General features: G+C 68.9%; 18 protein-coding genes and 1 pseudogene. 8 read left to right on the top strand and 11 right to left on the bottom strand.

From position 1 onward, the window contains the following. Positions 1-130: 130 nt before the first annotated feature. From BO996_RS05835 to BO996_RS05825, 3 genes are all read right to left on the bottom strand, one after another. Entirely contained in the window at positions 131-1,105 is a 975-nt protein-coding gene (locus BO996_RS05835) for a Bug family tripartite tricarboxylate transporter substrate binding protein (protein WP_071954246.1), read from the bottom strand. 82 nt (positions 1,106-1,187) lie between these two features. Then, positions 1,188-2,201, bottom strand: a complete 1,014-nt coding sequence (locus tag BO996_RS05830) for a TraB/GumN family protein (RefSeq protein ID WP_071954245.1) — start codon at positions 2,199-2,201, stop codon at positions 1,188-1,190. Further along, positions 2,198-3,220: a fumarylacetoacetate hydrolase family protein gene (locus tag BO996_RS05825; RefSeq protein WP_034390060.1), complete on the bottom strand. Its 1,023-nt coding sequence runs from the start codon at positions 3,218-3,220 to the stop codon at positions 2,198-2,200. The genes BO996_RS05830 and BO996_RS05825 overlap by 4 nt, the downstream gene beginning before the upstream one ends. A gap of 126 nt (positions 3,221-3,346) precedes the next feature. Here BO996_RS05825 and BO996_RS05820 point away from each other — a divergent pair, with 126 nt between their 5' ends. The 8 genes from BO996_RS05820 (at position 3,347) to BO996_RS05785 (ending at position 12,983) form a co-directional block, all read left to right on the top strand. Beyond that, on the top strand, positions 3,347-4,126 hold the full coding sequence (locus BO996_RS05820) for an IclR family transcriptional regulator (protein WP_071954244.1): 780 nt from the start codon (positions 3,347-3,349) through the stop codon (positions 4,124-4,126). Positions 4,127-4,293: 167 nt separating this feature from the next. Next, positions 4,294-5,445 (top strand): DUF3108 domain-containing protein, encoded by a 1,152-nt coding sequence (locus BO996_RS05815; protein ID WP_198041271.1) that lies wholly within the window; start codon positions 4,294-4,296, stop codon positions 5,443-5,445. Between the two features lie 205 nt (positions 5,446-5,650). Further along, positions 5,651-5,944 (top strand): BTH_I0359 family protein, encoded by a 294-nt coding sequence (locus BO996_RS05810; protein WP_012203054.1) that lies wholly within the window; start codon positions 5,651-5,653, stop codon positions 5,942-5,944. 244 nt (positions 5,945-6,188) lie between these two features. Then, on the top strand, positions 6,189-7,637 hold the full coding sequence (locus tag BO996_RS05805; protein ID WP_071954243.1) for an MFS transporter: 1,449 nt from the start codon (positions 6,189-6,191) through the stop codon (positions 7,635-7,637). Positions 7,638-7,650: 13 nt separating this feature from the next. Continuing rightward, positions 7,651-9,192, top strand: coding sequence for an FGGY family carbohydrate kinase (locus BO996_RS05800; protein WP_071954242.1), 1,542 nt, complete (start codon positions 7,651-7,653; stop codon positions 9,190-9,192). Then, positions 9,189-10,871 carry a glycerol-3-phosphate dehydrogenase/oxidase gene (locus BO996_RS05795; RefSeq protein WP_071954241.1) on the top strand — a complete coding sequence of 561 codons (1,683 nt, stop codon included), beginning with the start codon at positions 9,189-9,191 and terminating at the stop codon, positions 10,869-10,871. Before BO996_RS05800 ends, BO996_RS05795 begins: the two co-directional genes overlap by 4 nt. After that, a complete protein-coding gene (locus BO996_RS05790) occupies positions 10,865-12,415 on the top strand; it encodes an FAD-binding oxidoreductase (protein WP_071954240.1) in 1,551 nt (516 codons plus the stop codon). The genes BO996_RS05795 and BO996_RS05790 overlap by 7 nt, the downstream gene beginning before the upstream one ends. A gap of 1 nt (position 12,416) precedes the next feature. Next, positions 12,417-12,983 carry a glycerol-3-phosphate responsive antiterminator gene (locus BO996_RS05785; RefSeq protein WP_012203049.1) on the top strand — a complete coding sequence of 189 codons (567 nt, stop codon included), beginning with the start codon at positions 12,417-12,419 and terminating at the stop codon, positions 12,981-12,983. A gap of 8 nt (positions 12,984-12,991) precedes the next feature. On the opposite strand, the gene BO996_RS05780 is transcribed toward BO996_RS05785, so the two are convergent. The 8 genes and pseudogenes from BO996_RS05780 to BO996_RS05745 all read right to left on the bottom strand — a co-directional run bounded on the left by BO996_RS05780 (position 12,992) and on the right by BO996_RS05745 (position 22,050). Then, a complete protein-coding gene (locus BO996_RS05780; protein WP_034390043.1) occupies positions 12,992-14,086 on the bottom strand; it encodes an AbrB family transcriptional regulator in 1,095 nt (364 codons plus the stop codon). A gap of 72 nt (positions 14,087-14,158) precedes the next feature. Next, positions 14,159-14,725, bottom strand: coding sequence for a hemerythrin domain-containing protein (locus tag BO996_RS05775; protein WP_071957035.1), 567 nt, complete (start codon positions 14,723-14,725; stop codon positions 14,159-14,161). A 101-nt stretch (positions 14,726-14,826) separates the two neighbouring features. Next, positions 14,827-15,689, bottom strand: a pseudogene (locus BO996_RS05770) (nucleotidyl transferase AbiEii/AbiGii toxin family protein). After that, positions 15,677-16,492, bottom strand: coding sequence for a type IV toxin-antitoxin system AbiEi family antitoxin (locus BO996_RS05765; protein ID WP_269667646.1), 816 nt, complete (start codon positions 16,490-16,492; stop codon positions 15,677-15,679). Before BO996_RS05765 ends, BO996_RS05770 begins: the two are co-directional and overlap by 13 nt. Before the next feature lie 80 nt (positions 16,493-16,572). Next, the gene (locus BO996_RS29925; protein ID WP_269667645.1) at positions 16,573-16,740 is read right to left on the bottom strand and encodes a hypothetical protein; all 168 of its coding nucleotides are present in this window, start codon (positions 16,738-16,740) and stop codon (positions 16,573-16,575) included. 146 nt (positions 16,741-16,886) lie between these two features. Continuing rightward, on the bottom strand, positions 16,887-20,480 hold the full coding sequence (locus BO996_RS05755) for an LAGLIDADG family homing endonuclease (protein WP_071954237.1): 3,594 nt from the start codon (positions 20,478-20,480) through the stop codon (positions 16,887-16,889). Between the two features lie 55 nt (positions 20,481-20,535). After that, a complete protein-coding gene (locus tag BO996_RS05750; RefSeq protein ID WP_034390039.1) occupies positions 20,536-21,213 on the bottom strand; it encodes a carbonic anhydrase in 678 nt (225 codons plus the stop codon). 15 nt (positions 21,214-21,228) lie between these two features. After that, the gene (locus BO996_RS05745; RefSeq protein WP_017405246.1) at positions 21,229-22,050 is read right to left on the bottom strand and encodes a peptidylprolyl isomerase; all 822 of its coding nucleotides are present in this window, start codon (positions 22,048-22,050) and stop codon (positions 21,229-21,231) included. Between the last annotated feature and the right edge of the window lie 66 nt (positions 22,051-22,116).

The raw sequence follows: 22,116 nt of genomic DNA, 5'->3' as shown, positions 1-22,116 counted from the left end.
CAGCGGCTGACGGCCCAAAAAAACGCCAACTTATCCATAGATATCGGTTTCAACCCGGAAACCAAACATCTATGAATAAATTGGCGTATTGCCTGCCCTCAAGCAGAGCGCAGGCTCAGGCAGTGCCAGCTCAGTCCAGCTTCACGCCAGCGCTCTTGATGATGGCGCCCCAGCGCTTGGACTCCGCGCGCGACATGGCCAGGAACTGCTCGGGCGTGCCGGGCAGCGCCTCCATGCCGAAGTCCTGCATGCGCTTGACCACGGCGGGGTTGGCCAGCGCCTTGTTGAGCTCGGCGTTCAGGCGCTGCACCACGGCGGGGGGCATCTTGGCCGGGCCCAGGATGCCCTGGAAGGCATAGACCTCGGTATCGGGCACGCCGACCTCGGCCAGCGTGGGCAGCTCGGGCAGGCTGGGCACGCGCTTGCCCGTGCCGATGGCCAGGGCGCGCACCTTGCCCGACTGGATCACGGGCAGGCCAGAGGCCAGGTCCAGGAACATGCAGGGCACCTGGCCGCCCATCACGTCGGCCAGCGCAGGCGCCGCGCCACGGTAGGGAATGTGCGTCAGGAAGGTGCCCGTGCGGTTCTTGAACATCTCCATGGCCAGGTGGTGGGGCGAGCCGTTGCCGGGCGAGGCGTAGTTGACCTGGCCCGGATGCGCCTTCACGTAGGCCAGGAATTCCTTGAAGGTCTTGGCCTCGAAGTTCGGGTTCACCACCAGAGCCATCGGGAAGCGGCTGATGCCGCCGATGTAGGTGAAGTCCTTTTCGGGGTTGAAGGACAGCTTGCTGAACAGGTGCTCGTTGTAGGCCAGCACGGCGTTGTCGGCCGACATGATGGTGTAGCCGTCGGGCTTGGCCGTGGCCACGATCTGGGCGCCGATGTTGGTGGAGGCGCCGGGGCGGTTGTCCACCACGATGGTCTGGTTCAGCGTCTGGCGCATGGCCTCGGCCACGGTGCGCGCCAGCACGTCGGTGCCGCCGCCGGGCGGATAGGGCACGACCCAGCGGATGTTGCTGGCGGGCCAGTCCTGCGCCTGTGCAAAAGGCGCGGCCATGCCGGCGGATGTGGCCGCCACGGCGGCCAGGAATTGTCTACGGTCCATGGTTGTCTCCTGTGGGGATGGGTGTGGATGGGTCCTGGCCGCGCCCTGTTGCTCTTGTTCATGGAGGCGGCGGCCGTGTGTTTCAGGGCGGGCTGGCTGCGGGGAACTCCACGCGCTGCACCTTGAAGCCCTGGGCCGCCAGCAGCGCCGGCAGGCCGCGCGTGCCCACCATGTGCAGGGCGCCCACGGCGGCGAACACGCTGCGGCCGGAACGGATCTGCCGCGCCACTTCGCGCGCCAGGCCGGGGTTGCGGCCATAGACCATGCGGTCGTAGTCGGCGCGCTCGGCGGCATTGGCCATGCAGTCGCACCAGTCGGGCAGGCTCTCCAGCAGGTGGATGCGGCCATCGGCCCAGACGCTTGCGATCAGGCCCAGCTTCTGGGAGGCGATGCCGCTTTCCAGCTGGCGCAGGCCGGACTCCACCGTCTCGGCCACGCGCGCGGGGTCGTCCGAGACCAGCTCGCGCAGTTGCAGCTCGGGCGTCTCCAGCGACAGCACGGGCTTGCCCAGGGCCAGCGCCACGCCGGCCAGCGAGAAATCGATGCCATAGGACGCATCCAGCCCCTCGCTGCGGCCGGCCAGCGACAACAGGGAGATCACCTGGGCGTCGGGGCGCAGCAGGGCCAGCTCGGGGCCGGCGCAGGCCAGGCGCCTTTGCTCCTCAAGCCGGCGCTGGAGGTCGCCACGCAGCGGCGGCGCATCGGGCCGCGCCTGCATGCCTGCGAACAAGACCTTCATGACCTCGGGATCGAGGATGTTCAGCTCCAGCGCCAGGCTGTCGGAGGCGCGCAGCGCGTCCGCCACCGTGGGGCCGGGCACGCTCCAGTCGAGCTTGGCCGCGTGCATGGTCCCGTAGAGCCAGCTGGTGCGGCCCCGGTGCTCGATGCGCCACAGCAGTCCACGGTCCTGCGCCTTGCGCTGCATGGCGCGGATCTCGTCCGGGCTGGGCATGCGCGCCTCGGGCGGGCAGGTGACGGGGTCCGCGGCCGGGGGCGCCGCGAATGCCCCCGCCAGCGGCGACAGCGCCAGCGCGGCCAGGCCGGCGCGCAGCGACCTGCCCGCCAGGCGCCACCAGGGTGCGCAGACGCGGCTCATTCGGCAGGCTCGACGATGTTCTGGTCGATGGCGCCGAAGATGCTCTGGCCGTCCTTGCCCTTCATCTCGATGCGGATGGTGTCGCCAAAGCGCATGAACTCGGTCTTGGGCGCGCCGTCCTGGATGGTCTCTATGCAGCGCTTCTCCGCAATGCAGCTGTAGCCCTTGGGCCACTCCATGCGCCGGTTCTTGCCCTTGCCGCTTTCCACGCCCTTGTTGCTCACGGTGCCGCTGCCCACGATGGAGCCGGCGCGCACATTGCGCGTCTTGCAGATGTGGGCGATGAGCTGGCCGAAATGAAAGCTCATGTCCTCGCCCGCATCGCACATGCCGACCTTGCGGCCGTTCCAGGTGGACTGCAGCGTCAGGTGCAGGCGGCCGCCCTTCCAGGCGTCGCCCAGCTCGTCCAGCGTCACGGCCACGGGGCTGAAGGACGTGGCGGGCTTGGACTGGAAGAAGCCGAAGCCCTTGGACAGCTCATTGGGGATCAGGTTGCGCAGGCTCACGTCGTTGGCCAGCATGACCAGGCGCACGCCGCCCAGCGCACGCTCGGGCGTGGCGCCCATGGGCACGTCTGCGGTGATGACGGCGATCTCGGCCTCGAAGTCGATGCCCATGGACTCGCTGGGCACCACCACATCGTCGCAGGGGCCCAGGAAATCGTCGCTGCCGCCCTGGTACATCAGCGGGTCGGTGTAGAAATTGGCGGGCACCTCGGCGCCGCGCGCCTGGCGCACCAGCTCCACATGGTTGATGTAGGCCGAGCCATCGGCCCATTGGTAAGCACGCGGCAGCGGCGCCATGCACTGGCGCGGATCGAAGGCAAAGGCATGGACCGCCTTGCCGCTGTTGAGCAGGTGGTACAGGTCCTGCAGCTGGGGCGCCATGTAGCTCCAGTCGTCGAGCACCTGCTGCAGGCGGCTCGCTATGCCGGTCGCATAATGGGCCTGGCTCAGGTCGCGTGACACCACGACCAGTTGCCCGTCCCGCGATCCGTCCTTGTATGTGGCAAGTTTCATGCTGCTCCCCCGTGCCGCCGCCGCGCGCCACGGCATCCGGGCAGCGGCCTGGATACCCATGGCGACGCAGCCACGAATTACGATAAGTTAAATTGATTTAACTAAACAAAACCAAATTCTATTGCAATGGACAAGGAACGCGCAGGGATTCAATCGGTCGAGGTCGGTTTTACATTGCTGGAGGCGCTGACGCGCGCCCGGGGCCCGCAGATGCTCAAGGACCTGGCGTCCGACGCCGGCATGAGCGCCGCCAAGGCGCACCGCTACCTCGTGAGCTTCCAGCGCATCGGCCTGGTCACCCAGGACGCGCGCACCTCCCGCTACGACCTGGGCCCGGCCTCGCTCAAGCTGGGCCTGGCCTCGCTGGCGCGGATGGACCCCGTGCGGCTGGCGCGCGAACGCATGCCCGCGCTCATGGAGCGCATCCACCACACGGCGGCCATCGCCGTCTGGGGCAACCACGGGCCGACCATCGTGCACTGGGAGGAAAGCGCCCAGTCGGTCACCGCCAACCTGCGCCTGGGCGACGTCATGCCCATGCTGGCCTCGGCCACCGGGCGCTGCTTCGCGGCCTGGCTGCCGCGCGAGGTCACGGCCCCGCTGCTGGAGCCCGAAGTGGACAAGGCCCGCCGCATCCAGCGCAAGGACCTGCCGCTCACCCCCGAGGCCATAGACGCCATGCTGGCCGAGGTGCGCGAGCGCGGCACCGCCCGCGTGGTCGATACCGTGCTGCCCGGCATCGTGGCCTTTTGCACGCCGGTCTTCGACTCCTCGGGCCATATCGTGCTGGGCCTGACCACGCTGGGCTCGATCGCCACTTTCGACCCCGAATACGGCGGCGCCATCGATGCGCCCCTGCGCGAAGCCTGCGTCCAGCTGTCCCAGGACCTGGGCTGGAATGCCTGAGATGAAGCTACACCCCCTGAGCCGCTTCGCGCCTTCCCCCTGGAAGGGGGACGACAGCCTCGCTGCGGGGCGGCGCGGCCGGCGTAGGCCCTTGCTCGCTGTCCCTGGCCTTGGGCCGCGCCGGTTTCATGGGCTGTGGGTGGCGCGCAGCACTATGGATAACTGACATGAGCCTACGCCAGCGCGCCCTGCCCGCCCTCACCGCCGTGGTGCTGGGCGTGCACGCCCTGGCCCTGCTGGGCCTGCCGCTGTGGAGCCAGGTGTCAGCGCCGCGCACCGAGGTGGCGGCCATGCAGACGCGGGCGCTGTCCCTGCCCGAGCCACCCGCCCCCCCGCCTGCAGCGCCCGTACCCGCACCGAAGGCGCCTGCGCCCAAGCCGCAGCAGCCTCGCCCCAAGGTCCAGCGCCCGGCACCCGCCGCATCCGTGGCCGAGCCGTTGGACACGCCCATCCGCGAAACCGTGGAGCCCTTGCCGATGGCCGCAGCGCCGGAGCCTGCCGCATCGGACGCATCGGAAACCGCTGCTGCCGACAGCGGGGCACCCCCGGCCACGCCGCCGGCGCCGCCCGCTCCCAAGCCCGAACCCGAAACACCACCCACACCCTCGGCCGGCCCGGCCCAGGGCATGGCCATCACCTCGCCCGATGGCACGCCGCTGGCCTCCGACGCCCCCGTTCCCGTGCAACTGCCCGATCCCGCGCGGCTGTCGTTCGCCGTCACCGGCCAGGCCAAGCGCTTCAACTACTCGGCCAGTGCCGAGCTGGTCTGGCGCCATGCCAACGGCCAGTACCAGGCCAGCCAGGAAGTCAGCCTGTTCCTGCTGGGCTCGCGCTCGCAGACCAGCGCGGGCCGCATCACCGACAGGGGCCTGGAGCCCAGCCGCTTCAACGACAAGGCACGCAAGGAGCAATCGGCGCAACTGGCGTTCGACCAGAACCTGGCGCACTTCAGCACGGGCGCGCCCGATGCCGCCATCGCGCCCGGCGCGCAGGACCGGCTCAGCGTGTTCCTGCAACTGTCGGCCCTGCTGGCGGCGGCGCCGCAGCGCTACCCTGCGGGCACGCAGATCAGCTTCATCACCGTCAGCGCACGGCGCGCCGACCGCTGGACCTTCCGCGTGGGCGAGACCGAGACGCTGGACCTGCCCTCGGGCAGCACGCAGGCGCTGCGGCTGGACAAGATCGCGGCGGCCGGCGATGACCAGCAGGCCTCGCTGTGGCTGGCGCCGTCCATGCAATACCTGCCCGTGCGCATCCGGCTGGCGCAGGACAACGGCGACTTCGCCGACCTGCAGCTCAAGGGCCGCCAGGCACCCTGATCGCGGGTAGGCCGGCACTTGCAGGCACCGCTGCCGCCCGCCTACCACAGCGCGGCCTGCGGCGCACGCCGCCGCGCATGCCAATCCGTGGAATACTGCATGCAAGTGCCTGTGATAGATCGGGACCCCCACGGTTCTTGAAATCCGGCGCTTCGCAGCCATGTAGGCTGTGCGACGCCCGGCAACGGGCCAGAAAGGGAACACCATGCAAATGCTTTACGACTCCGAATCTTTTGTGGTGCTCCATCTGCGTCCCGACATGGATCCGGATGCAACGGCTGGCAATGAGGCAGTCGATACCGCCCGCCAACTGCCACGCCACGGCTTCGAGATCGTGGACAAGCGCTCGGGCAAGGAGGTCTACCTGGACGGCTCCTGGGCCGAGATGTTCCAAAAGCAGATCATTGCCTGGCAGCTCGACGCCCCCACCGAGGAAGAGGTGGAAGACGCGCTGGATCGCTACGCCGGCCTGGCCCAGCAGCCCGTCGTGGTCCACTGACAACAGCACACAGCGCACGGCCCCCTGAAGGGGCCGCGTGCCAAGCCCGCCGCAGATTCTCTGCGGCGGGCTTTTTCTTTGGGCGCGGCCATTGCAAGGACCCTGGTGCTTTCACCGATCCGCAGCGAGCGCCTCCTGCCTAGAATCCTGAGCGCAGGTTCAAGATTTGAAGACCATCTGTGAGATGGTCTTGTCACGCCTGTGTGGTGTGCGCCGGCCTCTTGCAGACAACCAGGAGGCAGCGATGCAAACCACAGGCCACAGCATTCGTGGCGTTCAGGATGTCATCTCGTACATCGACGCACGCCAGGGCATTTCAGGCCGCGCCGGCACCATCTGGTGGCTGGCACTCGGCGGCCTTTTCCTCGACGCCTTTTCCAACTCCGCGCTCAGCGTGGGCCTGGGGCCCATGACGCGCGACCAGCAGCTCACGCCGGCCGAGGTGGCCTGGATGACGTCGCTGGCCTCCTGGGTGTCCATCGCCTTCAACCCCATCGGCGGCTGGATGGCCGACCGCTGGGGCCGCATGCGCCCCCTGGTCATCGCCAAGGTGCTGGCCGTGGCCGGCGCGCTGCTGGTCAGCATGGCGCCCGACTACGCCACCATCCTCTTCGGCCGCTTCTTCGTGGGCGCGGCCTATGGCATCGACTTCGCCATCGCCATGGCGGTGCTGGCCGAGTTCACGCCCGCCCGCCTCAAGAGCCGGCTCAATGTCTGGCAGGGCATGTGGTACATGGCCGTGTGCAGCAACCTGGTGCTGGCGCTGTGGTTCCACTCCTGGGACGTGGGCGATTCGCTGTGGCGCTACTCGGTCGCGGCCACGGCCGTGTTCGGCGTGTTCATCCTGGGCATGCAGGCCGCGCTGCTGGTGGAAAGCCCGACCTGGCTGGCACGCAAGGAGCGGCTGGACGACGCGGCCCGCGCCATGACGCGCATCTATGGCCAGACCTTCAGGGCAGCGCCCCTTGCCGAGCGCCTGCCCGTGCTCAACCCGGCCCGGCGCGGCCTGGCCAATGTGCTGCTGATCTTTCGCGGCATCTACCTGCCGCGCACGCTGCTGGCGGCCACGGTGCAGATAGGCCAGTCCATCCAGTACTTTGCCGTGGGCTGGTACCTGCCGCTGATCAGCGCCTCGCTGTTCGGCAAGGACTTCCGCGAGGCCACGCTGGGCGCGCTGGTGTTCAACGTGTTCGGCATCGTCGGCGGCTTCCTGTCGCCCGTCATCGGGCGCCGGCTGGGCCTGCGGCGGGCCTCGGCCTTCGGCTTTGCGCTGGTGTTCCTGATGCTGCTGGTGCTGGGCCTGTTCAACGGCCGCATGCCCATCTGGCTGGCCGTGGCCGTGCCCTCGCTGTTCATCCTCTTTCACTCGGGCGGGCCCGGCGCCAACGGCAAGAGCCTGTCCACGCTGTCGTTCCGCAGCGAGCTGCGCGCGGGCGCCAATGGCGTGATCGGCGCGCTGGGCGCCATGGGCGCGGCGCTGGGGCTGCTGGTGTTCCCGCTGTTCCGCCAGCAGTACGGGCTGGAGAACACCTTCCTCATCCTGTCCGTGGTGCCGCTGCTGGCCAGCATCGTCTGCTTTTCCATCCGCTGGGACCCCACGCGCACCACCGTGAACCCCGACGACGAGCCCGGCGCGCCCCAGTTCGCGGAAGACGCCGCCCCGCCCGTCAAGGTCGCTCAAACCACCGCCTGAAAGAGACCACCCCATGCACCATGAAGCCGTGATCCTTTGCATAGACGAAGGCACCTCGGGCACGCGCGCCGCCGTCGTGGGACGCGACGGGCAGGTGTCCGCCCAGGACTATCTGCCGCTGGAAATCCACTGCCCGCGCCCCGGCGTGGTCGAGCAGGACGCCGACCTGCTGCTGGAGCGCACGCTGGACGTGTGCCGCCGCGCCATCGCCCGCGCCCAGGGCAGCGGCCAGCAGATCGTGGCCCTGGCCATTGCCAACCAGCGCTGCTCGGCCGTGCTCTGGGATACTGTCACGGGCCGGTCGCTGGCCCCCATCATGGTCTGGCAGGACTCGCGCCACCGCGACGAACTGGCCCTGCTGGCCGGCGACTGGGATGCCCGGCTGATCCGCCACGCGGGCCGGCCCGTGGGCGTGCGTTCGCCCTACCTGTGGGCCGCGCGCAAGCTGCGTGAGGATGCGGCCGTGGCCCGTGCCTGGCAGCAGCGCCGCCTGGCCTTCGGCACCATCGACTCCTGGCTGCTGTGGCATCTGTCGGATGCGCGCGCCGTGGTCACCACGCCCACCAATGTGACCTCGGGCAACGCCTATGCATTGGGCGATCACCGTTATCTGCAGGACTGGCTGGACGCGCTGGAGTTTCCCGCCGAGCTGCTGCCCCGCCTGTGCGAGGACGTGCAGGACTTCGGCCGCACGCGCACCGAGCTGCTGGGCCTGGCCGTGCCCATCCTGGCCTGCGCGGGCGACCAGCATGCGGCCGCCGTGGGCCTGGGCTGCCTGGAGCGGGGCCAGGCGCTGTGCGTGCATGGCACGGGCAGCTTCGTCGATGTGCTCACGGGAACAAAGCTGCCCGCGCATGACGCGGCCCATGAAAGCTCGCTGACCATGACCGCGCGGCGCATGGGCGGTGTCTCGCGCTATGCCATCGAGACCTATGTGCCCACCACGGGCTCGGCGCTCAACTGGATCTGCGAGAAGCTGCAGTGGTTCGACAACCCGCAGCAGATCAGCACCCTGGCCCGCGAGGCCGAGACGCCGGCCGACCTGGTCTTCATCCCCGCGCTCACCGGCCTGCGCCTGCCCGCCATGGAGCCGGGCGCGCGGGCCTCGATCTCGGGCGTGTCCATGGCCACCTCGCGGCCGCAGCTGGCGCGCTCCATCCTCGAAGGCATTGCGCATTCCGTGGCCTCCTGCGTGCAGGCGGACGAGGCGGCCTCGGGCACCGAGGTGGGCGAGCTGCTGGTGGGCGGAGGACTGTCGGGCAGCGATGTGCTGCTGCAGATCCAGGCCGACCTGGGCGGCCTGCCCGTGCGACGCCTGGCCGATACCGACAAGGCCAGCCTGCGCGGCATCGCCTTCATGGCCGGCAGCGCGGGCCTGCTGTGGGACGGGCTGGAGCAGGCCTGCGCCACGCTGCGCACCGAAGCGGTCTTCACCCCGCGCATGGCGGCCGACGAACGCGGCGAGCGCCGCCGCATCTGGCGCGCCCGCGTGGGCGACGAACTGGCCCGCGCCCGAGCCCCCGGGCGCAGCGCCGCCCTGGAGGGCTGCGCATGATGCAATGGCCCTTTGGCAAGGAACGCAGGGACAGCGCCGCACTGACCCAGACCGCGCCGCTGCAGCTGCAGCGCGCGGACCAGCTGGCGCGGCTGGGTGACGAGGCCTTCGACCTGCTGGTCATCGGCGGCGGCATCACCGGCGCCTATGCAGCGCTGGACGCCAGCCTGCGCGGCCTGCGCGTGGCGCTGGTGGAGAAGGACGACTTCGCCTCGGGCACCTCGTCCAAGTCCTCCAAGATGGTGCACGGCGGCCTGCGCTACATCGAGCAGGGCAACCTGGGACTGGTGCGACACTCGCTGCTGGAGCGCCAGCGCCTGCGCCGCAATGCGCGGCATCTGGTGCAGCGCCTGCCCTTCCTGTTTCCCGTGATGGAGCGCGACGGCGTCTTCGACGCCCGCCTGGCCAAGGCCTTCGGCAGCCTGCTGTGGACCTATGACCTGGCCGGCGGCTGGCGCGAAGGCATCCTGCACCGCAAGCTCGGCAAGGCCGAGGTGCTGTCGCACTGCCCGAGCTTTCGCGAAGAGCAGCTCCTGGGCGGCTACATGTACTTCGACGCGCGCGTGGACGATGCGCGGCTCACGCTGGCCGTGGCGCGCACCGCGGCCTTCCATGGCGCGGCCGTGCTCAACCACTGCCAGGCCACCGCCGTCACGCGCAACGCCCACGGCCGCGTGGATGGCGCCATCGTCCAGGCCGATGGCCGCGAGATCACGGTGCGCGCGCGCAGCGTGGTCATGGCCACGGGCGTGTGGCTGCGCGACTGGGATGGCCGCAAGCCCGGCCAGGAGCCCCGGCTGCACGTGCGCCCCGCCAAGGGCGTGCACGTGGCCATTCCCTGGCTGCGCATACGCAACGACTGCACCGTCACCATCCCCGTGCCGGGCCGCAGCCGGCGCGCCACCATCACGCGCTGGGGCGATGTCTCCTACCTGGGCACCACCGACGAGGACTACGCAGGCGGCCTGGACGATGTGCACTGCACGCGCACCGAGCTGGACTTCCTGCTCGAGGGCGCCCGATCGGCGCTCAAGGTGGACCTCTCGCCCGAGGACGTGGTCGGCTCCATCGCAGGCTGCCGCCCCCTGGTTGGCCCGCCCGGCGGCAAGACCGTGGAGATGAAGCGCAACCACGAAATCCATGTGGCGGCCGACGGCCTGGTCACCATCGTGGGCGGAAAGCTCACCACCTCGCGCCACATGGCCGAGCAGACCGTGGACGCCGTCGAGAAACTGCTGGGCCGGCGCACGCGCTGCACCACCACCTCGGCCTTTGTGCTGGGCGCGGCTGGTTACGACGCCCAGGCCATCACGGCCACGGGCGGCCTCTCGGCCCACCTGGGCGAGCGCTATGGCACGGAGGCGCGCTTCGTCAGCGACCTGCTGGCCGCACGCCCCGAACTGGCCCGGCCCATCGTGCAGGGCCTGCCCCATACAGAGGCCGAAGTCCTCTACGCCGTGCGCCACGAAATGGCGGCCAGCGTGGACGACGTGCTCTCGCGCCGCCTGCGCGCCCGCCTCATGGCGCGCGATGCCTCGGCCCACGCCGCGCAGCGCGTGGGCGACATCCTGGCCGATGAACTGGGACTGACACCCGCGCAGGTCGCGCAACAGGTCCACGACTACCGCCGCGCCGTGGAGCGCGAAAAACAGATTTTGATGGGAGACATCCAATGCTGAGCAAAGACGCAATCGCCCGCGGCTACAACCGCCGCAACTACGTGGTGGGCGCCCCCACGACACCGGGCTGGGCGGCGCAGGCCGCACCCGCAGCCGACCGCCCTGCCTCCGAAGGTCCTGCCTGCGGCCTGCAGCACGAACCCGTGGCCGTGCCCGAGGCCGCGCTCGCCGCGCTGCGCGCCGCCTGCGACCGCGTGCAGACCGAGCGCGCCGACATCGTCGCCGGCACGCGCGACTGGTGGGCCCGCACCATGGTGGCCGAGACCTCGGGCCACCCGGCCACGCCGCAGGCCGTCATCGCCCATGCATCCACCGTGGAGCAGGTGCAGGCCGTGATGCGCATTGCCGATTCGCACGCCATTCCCGTCACCGTCTCGGCCGGGCGCAGCAACGTCACGGGCGCGGCCCTGCCCCTGCGCGGCGGCATCGTGCTGGACCTGTGCGAACTCAATCGCTTCATCGCCATGGACGAGCAAAGCCAGATCGTCGAGGTCGAGGCCGGCATGTTCGGCGACGTGTTCGAGGAAACCATCCAGCGCCGCCACGGCATGACCATGGGCCACTGGCCCTCGTCCTTCGGCATCAGCACCGTGGGCGGCTGGGTGGCCTGCCGGGGCGCGGGCCAGCTGTCCACGCGCTACGGAAAGATCGAGGACATGGTCCACGGCATGGACGTGGTGCTGGCAGATGGCCGCCTGGTCACCGTGGGCGGCTACGCGCGCGCGGCCATCGGCCCGGACCTGCAGCAGCTGTTCATCGGCTCGGAAGGCACGCTGGGCGTGATCGTGCGCATCCGCTTCAAGCTGCACCGCCTGCCCGAACACGGCCGCGCCATCGCCTATGGCTTCGCCAGCTTTGCCCAGGGCCTGGAGGCCTGCCGCCAGATCCTGCAGCAAGGCGCCAACCCCGCCGCGCTGCGGCTGTATGACGCGCTGGAAAGCGGCGTGCAATTCGGCCGCAGCGACCTCAACGTGCTGCTGATCGCCGACGAAGGCGCGCCCGAGATCGTCGATGCCGTCATGGCCATCTGCGAACGTGTGTGTGCACCCTTGGGTGAACGGCTGGACGGCGCCGCCACCCTGGAGCGCTGGCTGGACACGCGCTACCTGACCGGCAAGAGCGCCGAGGGCTTCAAGAAAGGCCCGGGCTTCGTCGCCGACACGCTGGAGATGTGCGGCCCCTGGAAAGACCTGCCGGCCATCTACGAGGAAGTGGTCGCCGCCCTGCAGGCCATCCCCGGCACCCTGGCCGGCTCGGCCCACCAGTCGCATGCCTATGTGGATGGCGCCTGCCTGTACTTTTCGCTGCGCGGCGAGGTGGCCGTGGACCAGCGCGCCCAGTGGTACCGCGCGGCCTGGGACGCGGCCAACGCCGTGCTGCTGCGCCACGGCGCCACGCTCAGCCACCACCACGGCGTGGGCCTGCTGCGCGCGCCCTACATGCGGCAATCGCTGGGCCCGGCCTTTGCCCTGCTGGAGGCCACCAAGCGCATGCTGGACCCCAAGAACCTGCTCAACCCCGGCAAGCTGGGGCTGGACCTCTGACATGGGCCGCCCGGACAACTCCCTGGGCGCGCGGCTGGCGCGCCGCCCCGTCATCGCCACCCTGTACGGGGCCGAGCAGATGGACGCGCTGCTGGCCAGCCAGGCCGAAGTCGCCATCGTCGCCAACATCGAACTGCGCCGCCTGCGCTCTGTGATCTCCACCATCACCGGGGCGGGCAAGATCGCCATCGTCAACATCGACAGCTGCGACGGCATCTCGCCCGACAAGGGCGGCGTGGACTACCTTGTGGACCTGGGCGCCAGCAGCCTGCTGTCCACGCGCGTGGCCACCATCCAGCGCGCCAACAAGGCCGGGCTGCTGACCATGCAAAAGGTCTTCGTCACCGACCGCTCCACCTGGCCGCGCAGCATCAAGGCCGTGGAGCAGAGCGACCCCAACCTCGTGCAGATCATGCCCGCCCCCATGCTGGCCCACATCACCGAGGCCGAGCGCCGCATCCTGCCGCCCCTGGTGGCCTCGGGCTTCGTCTGCAGCCAGGAGCAGGTCCAGCAGGCGCTGGCCGGTGGGGCGATTGCGGTGTCTACCAGCGACAGTGGGCTGTGGTGAGGTGGGCCCTAGGCCGTGCGCGACGCGGCCGGCCCGCGCGCCTCCACCCAGCGGAACAGCGGCGCCACCAGCAGCAGCACGGCGATCAGCCGGCAGACCTGGAAGGCCGTGACCACGGGCACGCCCAGCTGCAGCACCTTGGCGGTGATGGCCATCTCGGTGATGCCGCCCGGCGAGGTGCCCAGCAGCAGCGTGACCCAGGGCAAGTCCACGGCCAGGTGCAGCAGCCAGGCAAAGCCCGCGCAGATCGCCATGAGCCCCACGGTGCCCACGGCCACGGAACCCAGCCAGCGCGGCGCGGTGTGCAGGAATTCGCGCTTGAAGCGCACGCCCAGGCTGATGCCGATCACCAGCTGCGCCGCATTGACCAGGGCCTGGGGCACGGCCGACAGTTCCTGGCCGCACATGGTCAGCAGCATGGACACCAGCAGCGCGCCCAGGAACCAGGGGTTGGCCCGCTTGAGCCGGTCCATGGCCCAGGCGCCCAGTCCCGTGAGCACGGCCAGCAGCGCCAGCCCCGGCCATTCGACGATGCGGATGCTGGGCGGCGTCAGCCCCTCCAGCCCATGCAGGCCGCTCCACTGCAGCGCAAACGGAATGCTCACGGTGACGATGACCAGGCGCAGGCTGTGGCTGGCCGCCACCAGGTCGGTGCGCGCGTTCTCGCGCTCGGCCAGCAGCGTCATTTCAGAGGCCGCGCCAATGGCGCCCGCGAAGTAGGTGGTGGCGCGCATCTCGCCAGCCGGTATCTGCGGCATACGCGGCGCATGCACGCGGTACAGCCAGGCGCCGAAGCCCCAGCCCAGCAGCAGCGCCCAGACGATGGCCACGGCAATCGCCCACCACAGCCCCGCGATCAACTGCACCACGGCCGGCGTGAAATACAGGCCCAGCGAGGCGCCGATGATCCACTGCCCGCCGTTGCGCAGCCGGCCCGCGCTGGCCGTGGGCGCGCCCAGGATGGAGGCCAGCGAAGTGGCGATCAGCGGCCCCAGCATCCAGGGCAGCGGCGTACGCAGCCACAGGCACAGCTGGGCGGCGGCAAAGGCGCCCAGCAGGGTCAGTGCGATGCGAAGCAGGAAAATGTGGCGGCGCTCGGGCATGGCAGGCGAGGCAGGGGCAGGTCCAAAGCCTGCGAGTATCGCCGCGCCGGCTCCCGCGCGCTGCCGGCGGCGCTATCTCCGTGACAGGTCAGCGCCGCGCCGCACGGCCATCTCACGGCCCATGGCCGCCTGCGTTGCCTCTGGCAGCAGGCCGCGCGCCTGCGGGTAGGCCAGCCGCTCTTCATTCTCGACATGGCTGGCATAGCAGGCCGCGAAGCGTTCGAACACCGACTCGTCAGCCGCGCCAAAGCCCTGGGACCGCCCCTCGGCCATGTCCAGCAGCGGCTGGCGCGCCAGCGCCCAGTCGGCGCTCATCAGGCCGTGCTCGCGCTGCAGGCGCAGCACCAGGGCCACGGTCTGCGCATCGCCCTGCTCCAGCAGCGGCGGGAAGACATGCAGCTCCTCGTCCTCATGGTGCAGCGGCGCCGCCTGATCGAAGTAGCGCAGGATGTCGCGCGCCGCCTGGCGTGCGCTGTCGTCGCAACCTTTGGTCTGGAGATGCACGCGCAGCCGGGCCAGCAGCGCCAGCATGCGCAGCACGCGCTCGTGGCAGGCTTCGAGCATTTCGAAGGGCTGGTCGAAGCCCGTGCCGGGCGCGCGCCAGCCGGGCACGGCATCGCCCTGCGGACGTTGACTCATCAGCTGCATATGCAAGTCCTTGGATGAAAAACTCTTGGCTTCCATTGCTCACCATAAGCCGCAAGCGGGCACTGAACGAACGGTGCCTGCAGGCGTCTTGCTCATAGACCTAGCGCGCGCAACCATGCATGTACCTGTCCAAAGGCGTCAAGCTGCCACTGGTCCGCAGAGCGTTCCCCCAGCGTCCTGCTTTCCTCAACGAACTGCCGGACGCAGGTGGGTCCGAATCCATCGGGAGAATCAAACTTCCCGGCAATGAATCGGTATCCGGCGAGACCCTCCGGGTGATCAAGCAATGGCCGGCAGGCTGCAGCCAGCGCGTCAATGCCGCCAGGGTAGTTACGGACGCAGTAGTAGATGTCGTAGGCGTCCTTGTGCTTGTAGCGGCCATGGATTGCATGACCTTTCATTGCCAGCAGTGCCGGAATGGAGCAGACGGCCACCTCGACCCGGTTCGTCCCGCCGTTGGGCATCGCTCCAGAGATCGGAATGAACTCGCAGAATCTCAGCGCCAACTCGGCGCCGCTGGCCCGCTGCACAGCAAAGTTGTCCACCAGCGGTGGATCGTTCTTCACGGTCACAGCGTCTCGCGGCCTCAGAAAGTCCACGATGACGTCGATCAGCGGGCCTCCATCGCGGGCATCGATCTGCCGCACGAGTTGAAAGCGCCGCAGGCTCTCGCGCTGCTCGTAACCATGACTTTTCAGTGACTCTATGAGGTGGGCATACTCGCCGCCCCCAATGCTGCGGCATCCAGGCTCAGATCGACGTCCAGCGTCCCCACATGGCGCATGTCATTCTGATTCAGGAGCAGCCAAGGCACCGCACCACCCACGACGGCATACCTGCCTTTGTAGCTGCCCAGGATTTGGCCGATCTCGATCAGGACGGATTTGACGGCCGTCGTCGTACGGTCGTCGTAGTCATTTGCGGATTGAGGCTCGCCAGCGGTCATCCCTGCCATTGCAGCCTTTCCCGACGCAGATGCTCAGCCGCTTCGCGGCCACGCTCACCCGACACGTACAGATCCAGATAGGTCTGGACTGGACTCGTGCAATGAATACCGCCTGCTGCTTCGACCGAGTCATTGAACAGGGCAAGGTCGTCAAGGACGGTGACCACCACGTTCTCACCCCGGCCTGCTGGCGAAAGACTCAGGAACTGGCGCAGTCGGTCTGCCCCTTCTTCGTCGGCATAGAAGTAATGCGTCCCGGTGCGTGCATAGGGCGCCAGCCAGTTGGCCGCCGAGAACGAGGAAAGAATGGCGAGCCCGTCATCCGCCAATGTCGGTCCCAACTTCCGAACCGCGTCCTCGAACAAGGCCCCATGCAGGGTCGTGTAGAAAGCTCGGCGGTCCGCGCCAGGGGGCGCATAGTCGTCGCGCCATGCATCAAGCAGCCCGTCGGGATTGGAGAGGAAGACCCCGTCTTCGGACACTTCAGCCCATCCCCTGTCCAGCAGGCTATTGCGCACATTGCTGACATGTCCGACGCTGACAAGCGATGCCTCGGCCAAATCCGCTACCCGCCAACTTTTCGATGGATCTCGCAGCATGGTACGAAGCACCGAAGCGGACTTGGGCTTGAACAGCGAGCGCAACTGTCGCCGCTCCGCTGGCGGCTTGCCTTCCACAGTGCGCATCATGAAGAAGCCGGGAAACACGATGCGCGCGTTTCCCTCGAAGTCAAGGTAGCCGACCCCGTTTTCCGTGCACAGCGCGCGGGCGTCTTCGGAGAGATAGGGCGCGATGAAAACAGGCGTGACCAAGTCCGAGCCCTGCTGTCTGCCAACGTACGTTTTGAGCTGCAGCAACGCCTTCGGCACATACCGGGGCTGCCCGCTTGACTCTACTTCGCCCACAAGAACGTGGCGTCGCCCCCGAAATCGACATGGCAGACCAGGTCCACCGACACGTCCTGGATATCGTTGCCGGCCTCGATACCGAGCACCGTGAGCCCGGGCGCTTCTCCCAAGGCTGCACGCAGCGCATCCACGGCGCGTTGCTCGATATTCACTGGATCAGCAGTTTTCAACATTCGCTGAAAATAGCACTTTTGGTGAAAATTTCAACCGGATTTCAATGAAATGGCTGCATTCAGCAATTGCTGAACACAGCAAAACTACTGAACGCCATTTTTTGAAAACCACAGCGAACTGCCCTTCACCCGCAACTCCCCAGATGGCCGCAGGCCGTGCAGTACTCGCAGCCGTCCTTGCGGATCACGGCATGGGCGCCGCATTCCTCGCATTTGCGGCCGGCCATGACCATGGGGTCGGTGGCCAGAGCTTCGGGCTCGGGCAGCGGCGATGGCGCGGGCGGCGCGCCGCTGCCGCGCCGGGCCAGGATGTTCTGCACCGCATAGGCGATGGCGGCCACCTCGGAGTCGTGCCACATGGGCACGCGCGTGCCGTCGTCGCGCTGGTGGGTGCCCAGGCGCACGGGGCCCCGATCCCAGGCCACCTTGCGCATGTCGCTGAGGGCGCGCTCCAGGAAGCCGCCGCGCGCGGCCAGTGACAGCAGGCGCATGCTGGAGGTCACCCATTGCTGGGATTCGCCGCTCTGGCCCACGGGCATGAAGAATTCGATGGCGCGGTCCACCGTGCGGCCATCGGGCAGGACCACGGGCAGGAAGGAGACGACCAGGTACAGGCGCTTGGGGCCTTGCTGGGTCCAGTACTCGATCTTCTCGGCCACGGCGTCCAGCGCGCCCTGCGGGCGGCTTTCTATCACGGTGCGCAGCGGGTCGGGTGCGGAAGCCGCTGCTCCTGCCGGCGCGGGGGAGGCCGGCTTTTCAGCAGATTCGGGCGCATGGGTTTCGAGCACGGCGCCCAGGATGGTGTTGGGCCGGTAGGTGGCCAGGCCTTTGAGGCCGGCCTTCCAGGCCTGGCGGTACAGGTCCTTGAAGTCCTCATAGGGATAGTCGGCGGCCACGTTGACGGTCTTGGAGATCGCCGTGTCCACGAAGGGTTGCACGGCCTGCATCATGGCGATGTGGCCGGCCGCAGGCATCTGCAGCGCGCTGACGAAGTAGTCGGGCAGCTGCTGCACGTCGCCGCCCAGCGAGCGGTACAGGCGCCAGGCATGGTCCTCGACCGCGTACTCGGCGCTGCCACCATCGGCCGTGCGTTTCTTGCGCTTGTAGGTCCAGGAGAACGGCGGCTCTATGCCGTTGGAGGCGTTGTCGGCAAAGGCCAGGCTGACCGTGCCCGTGGGCGCGATGGACAGCAGGTGGCTGTTGCGTATGCCGTGCTGGCGTATGCGCTGGCGCAGCGCATCGGGCAGGCGGCTGGCGAAGGTGCCTTCGGCCAGGTAGCCATCGGCGTCGAACTTGGGGAAGGCCCCCTTCTCGCGCGCCAGCTCCACCGAGGCGCCGTAGGCCGCATCGCGCATGCGCTCGGCAATGCGCGCGGCCATGGCCCGGCCCTCGGGCGCGTCGTAGCGCAGGCGCAGCATGGCCAGCGCATTGCCCATGCCCGTGAAGCCCACGCCGATGCGCCGCTTGGCCTCGCTTTCCTCGCGCTGCTGCGGCAGCGGCCACCAGGTCAGCTCCAGCACGTTGTCCAGCGCACGCACCTGCACGGCCACGGCGCGCTCGAAGGCCTCGAAGTCGAACACAGGCTCGCCGGCGAAGCCGAACGGATGACGCACGAAACGCGTGAGGATGACGGGGCCGAGGTCGCAGCAGCCGTAGGAGGGAAGCGGCTGTTCGCCGCAGTTGTGCACATATAGGCCATTGGCGTCGAAGGCGTGGCAGTCCGCCACCGTGACGTCATAGACCATTTCCTCGCCGTCGCTCTCCAACGCCTGGACGGTGGCAGTGAAGCGCTCACGGTTCGGGGTGCGCAGGTACTGGGCCAGGGCCTGCTCCAGCCGTTCGGCCTTGTCGGTGTCCGCAAGGCCTATGCGGTCGGCGAAGATGCCAAGGTTGTCGCCGCTGATGACCAGTTCATGCTGTGCCTGGGTTGCATAGTCGCGCTGGCCGCCTTTGCCGTCGGGCATGGCGCGCAGTTGGGCTGGCCGACGGTTCTCATAAATCGTCGAAGCCATGCCCTGGCGCAGCAGCATGCGCTGCACGGTACGCAGCAACTCAGAATCGCTCTGGGACAGGCGCAGGCTCACGCCCTTGTCCTGTGTGCCCTGGACCGATCCATCGGCATCAAACAGGCCGCGCAGCAGCCCTGCGGAAAATGCAGAAGAGGCCGCTTCCATGGACTTGGTGATGCACTTGCGCCCTGGCTCCATCCCCATGCCAAGCGCCAGATCGCGCAATGCGGCACTGGCCATGCGCGCCTCGCCACGTCCCGCCACTGGCCGCTGGAATCCACGGAAATCCGCGCGGTGGCGCAAGCTGGCTGCTGCAGCCTCGGCGGCCTGCATGATGCCTGCCGCGCCCGTGGCGGCATAGGCCACAGCACTGCCGGCGTTGCCTGCGACCTGGCGCAGCTCGGGCGCCCATACGCTGATCACGGCCTTGTCGGCCTTGAGGGTTCCATCGCCTATCAGCAGGCCCAACAGGTAGCCTTCGGCCTCGGTGCCCTGCCCATCCCAGCCTTGAAGCGCACGGTGGTTGTGCAGCAGTACCTCATCGCCTGCCTGCAGTTGGGCAGCCGGAGTCCATTCAGCCTGCAACGCATAGCGCGTGCGGCGAGCGACACGCCGCACCAGATGGTCTGCGGTCAGGCGCAGCACCTGGCCCTCGCGTGTGGTCAGCCGCAGCACCGGCTTGCGGCCGGTGGCAAAGAAGCCCGCACTTTCGGTGGCGTAAACCTGGCCGTCGACCACGGCGCCAAATGTCTTTCCGACGAGGTCTGCAACCTGGGCTGGTCCCGACTCGGTGAGCACCCAGGTATCTGCCGTGACGCAAGGATTCGTCGCCGCGATCTCCTCGCAGTAGCGCAGGTTGTTGTCGTCGTTGATGTGGTCCAGGAAGAGGATGCCGGGCTCGGCGAAGTCGTAGGCCGAGCGCATGATGGTGTCCCACAGCGTGCGGGCGGGCAGGGTCTGGTAGACCCACTGGCCGTCGGCGCGCTGGTGGGCACCCTGCTCCAGCAGGGCGGTGCCGGGGCGGGCGCGGTGCACCAGGTGCCAGGGCTGGTCTTCGGCCACGGCCTGCATGAAGGCGTCGCTGACGCCGACCGAGACGTTGAAGTTGTTCCAGCGGCCCGGCGTGCGCTTGGCGGTGATGAATTCGAGCACGTCGGGGTGGTCGATGCGCAGCACGCCCATCTGGGCGCCGCGCCGCGCGCCCGCGCTTTCCACGGTGGCGCAGGACTGGTCGAAGACGTTGATGTAGCTGCACGGGCCCGAGGCCAGCGAGGCGGTGGCGCGCACCTCGGCGCCGCGGGGGCGGATGCGCGAGAAGTCGTAGCCCACGCCGCCGCCGCGGCGCATGGTTTCGGCGGCTTCGCGCAGGGCTTCGTAGATGCCGGGGTAGCCGCCGTCGTCCACGCCCTGGATGCAGTCGCCCACAGGCTGCACGAAGCAGTTGATCAGCGTGGCCTGCAGGTCGGTGCCGGCCGCGCTCATGATGCGCCCCGCGCCTATGGCGCCGGCCTGCAGGTTGGCCAGGAACAGGGCCTCGCATTCGGCGCGGCGCGCCTCGGGCTCGACCGAGGCCAGGGCGCGGGCCACGCGGGCGTAGAGCTCGCCCACGCCGGTCTCGCCGTTCTTGAGGTATTTCTCGCGCAGCACATCGAGGCTGATGGGCTGCAGATCCGCCGCGTCCTGCGCGCGGCCCAGGTTTTCGCGATGCATTGGCATGGCTCCCGTGTTGACTTGCCTGCCGCCGTCCCTGGCACTTGCTCGGGCCTCAGTCGACAAGCACTTGTCCATCATGCTCCACGTAGGGCGGGTACGGCCCGGTGCCGCTGTGCGGAGCTTGAGATGCCGCAACAAAGCGGCCGGTCTGGACATCGAAGACATGGACTTCGCCGTCTTCGATGACATAGTGCCATCCGTGCAGGCTGAGCTGCCCGGCCTCTACCCGCGATCGCACCATGGGATAGTCCATCAACCGTTCGAGCTGCAGCACGACGGCGCGCTGCTCGGTGCGGCGCAGCGCCTCGGGGCCGGCCTGCACGGGCAGCACGGCCTCGCGGCCCAGGTCCAGCCAGCGCTGCAGGTTGCGCGCCTCGGGCGAGACTTCTCCATACAGGGCCTTGATGGCCCCGCAGTGGCTGTGGCCGCAGACCACGATGCGGCTGACCTGCAGGTTGAGCACGGCGAATTCAATGGCCGCCGCCGTGCCGTGGTGGCCGTGCGATCCGTCATACGGCGGCACGAAGGCGCCCACGTTGCGCACCAGGAACAGCTCGCCCGGCGGCGCCCCCGTGAGCAGGTAGGGCACGAGGCGCGAGTCCGAGCAGCCGATGAACAGCGTGGTCGGGTGCTGGCCCTCTTCAACCAGGGTGCGGAACTGCGCGCGGTACTGCGGGAAGGCGTGCTCGTGGAAGCGCCGCAGGCGCAGCAGCAGTTCGTCGTCGGGCATGGGCACTTCCCCCTGCTATTGCACCAGCGGCGAGTCGGCCGCAGCGATGCGCACGCCCACCACTTCGGACTGGCCGGCCAGCAGTTGCAGGTACTGGTGGAGCGCGCTCACCCAGGTCTGCTGGTGCAGGGCCTGGGCGACGGCCGGGCGCGCCTGCTGCCAGTCGGGCAGAACGCCCGCCTCGCGCGCGCAGACCTCGACCACGTGCAGGCCGAAGCGGCTGTGCACCAGGCGCGGCAGCACGCCGATTTCCTGGGAGGCAAAGACATCGCGCGCGAATTCGGGTGCGCAGTCGCTGCGGCCCAGCCAGCCCAGTTCGCCGCCGTGCTGGCCGCTGGGGCAGTTGGACCATTGGCGCGCGGCCTCGGCAAAGCGCAGGCCGCCGTCGTCGGCGCAGCGCAGCTCGATCAGCAGAGCCTCGGCCCGCTGGGTGAGGGCGCGCACGTCCACGCCGGGCGTGACGGCAAACAGCACGTGGCGCAGCCGCACGCGCTCGCCCTGGGCGAAGCGCGCGGGGTTGGCATCGAAGTGGCGGCGGCAGGCGTCCTCGCCGGGCTCGGGCAGGTGCAGCGATTGCTCCAGCAGCTGTTCTATGGCCTGGGAGGCGCGCTCGCTGATGACGCCGTCGTCGCCGGCCGCATCATCGGCGCCCAGCAGGCCTTCGCGCTGGGCCGCCTGGCGCAGCAGCTCGGTGCAGGCGCGCTGGCGCAGTTCGCGCTCGGGCGGGCGCTGTCCGGGTGCGTGCAGCGGCGTGTTGTTGATGCGGGCCACCTCGGCACCGGCCTCGCCCACGGGCTGGAAGGCCGGCACTTCGGGAATCGCCGGAAGATCCCCCATCGGGGCAGAAGAAGTAGAAGAAGAAGGGGATGAAGACGCGCAGCCGCAGTGGCCGCCGCCCGATCC

It is taken from the genome of Delftia sp. HK171 (assembly GCF_001886655.1).
GTDB classification, from domain to species: domain Bacteria; phylum Pseudomonadota; class Gammaproteobacteria; order Burkholderiales; family Burkholderiaceae_C; genus Comamonas; species Comamonas acidovorans.
This window is presented reverse-complemented; position numbering and strand designations above follow the sequence as displayed.

Excerpts from the sequence above, each read along its gene's own strand:
- BO996_RS05835 (WP_071954246.1), bottom strand. The coding sequence starts at position 1,105 with ATGGACCGTAGACAATTCCTGGCCGCCGTGGCGGCCACATCCGCCGGC.
- BO996_RS05830 (WP_071954245.1), bottom strand. The coding sequence starts at position 2,201 with ATGAGCCGCGTCTGCGCACCCTGGTGGCGCCTGGCGGGCAGGTCGCTG.
- BO996_RS05825 (WP_034390060.1), bottom strand. The coding sequence starts at position 3,220 with ATGAAACTTGCCACATACAAGGACGGATCGCGGGACGGGCAACTGGTC.
- BO996_RS05820 (WP_071954244.1), top strand. The coding sequence starts at position 3,347 with ATGGACAAGGAACGCGCAGGGATTCAATCGGTCGAGGTCGGTTTTACA.
- BO996_RS05815 (WP_198041271.1), top strand. The coding sequence starts at position 4,294 with ATGAGCCTACGCCAGCGCGCCCTGCCCGCCCTCACCGCCGTGGTGCTG.
- BO996_RS05810 (WP_012203054.1), top strand. The coding sequence starts at position 5,651 with ATGCAAATGCTTTACGACTCCGAATCTTTTGTGGTGCTCCATCTGCGT.
- BO996_RS05805 (WP_071954243.1), top strand. The coding sequence starts at position 6,189 with ATGCAAACCACAGGCCACAGCATTCGTGGCGTTCAGGATGTCATCTCG.
- BO996_RS05800 (WP_071954242.1), top strand. The coding sequence starts at position 7,651 with ATGCACCATGAAGCCGTGATCCTTTGCATAGACGAAGGCACCTCGGGC.
- BO996_RS05795 (WP_071954241.1), top strand. The coding sequence starts at position 9,189 with ATGATGCAATGGCCCTTTGGCAAGGAACGCAGGGACAGCGCCGCACTG.
- BO996_RS05790 (WP_071954240.1), top strand. The coding sequence starts at position 10,865 with ATGCTGAGCAAAGACGCAATCGCCCGCGGCTACAACCGCCGCAACTAC.
- BO996_RS05785 (WP_012203049.1), top strand. The coding sequence starts at position 12,417 with ATGGGCCGCCCGGACAACTCCCTGGGCGCGCGGCTGGCGCGCCGCCCC.
- BO996_RS05780 (WP_034390043.1), bottom strand. The coding sequence starts at position 14,086 with ATGCCCGAGCGCCGCCACATTTTCCTGCTTCGCATCGCACTGACCCTG.
- BO996_RS05775 (WP_071957035.1), bottom strand. The coding sequence starts at position 14,725 with ATGAGTCAACGTCCGCAGGGCGATGCCGTGCCCGGCTGGCGCGCGCCC.
- BO996_RS05755 (WP_071954237.1), bottom strand. The coding sequence starts at position 20,480 with ATGCATCGCGAAAACCTGGGCCGCGCGCAGGACGCGGCGGATCTGCAG.
- BO996_RS05750 (WP_034390039.1), bottom strand. The coding sequence starts at position 21,213 with ATGCCCGACGACGAACTGCTGCTGCGCCTGCGGCGCTTCCACGAGCAC.
- BO996_RS05745 (WP_017405246.1), bottom strand. The coding sequence starts at position 22,050 with ATGGGGGATCTTCCGGCGATTCCCGAAGTGCCGGCCTTCCAGCCCGTG.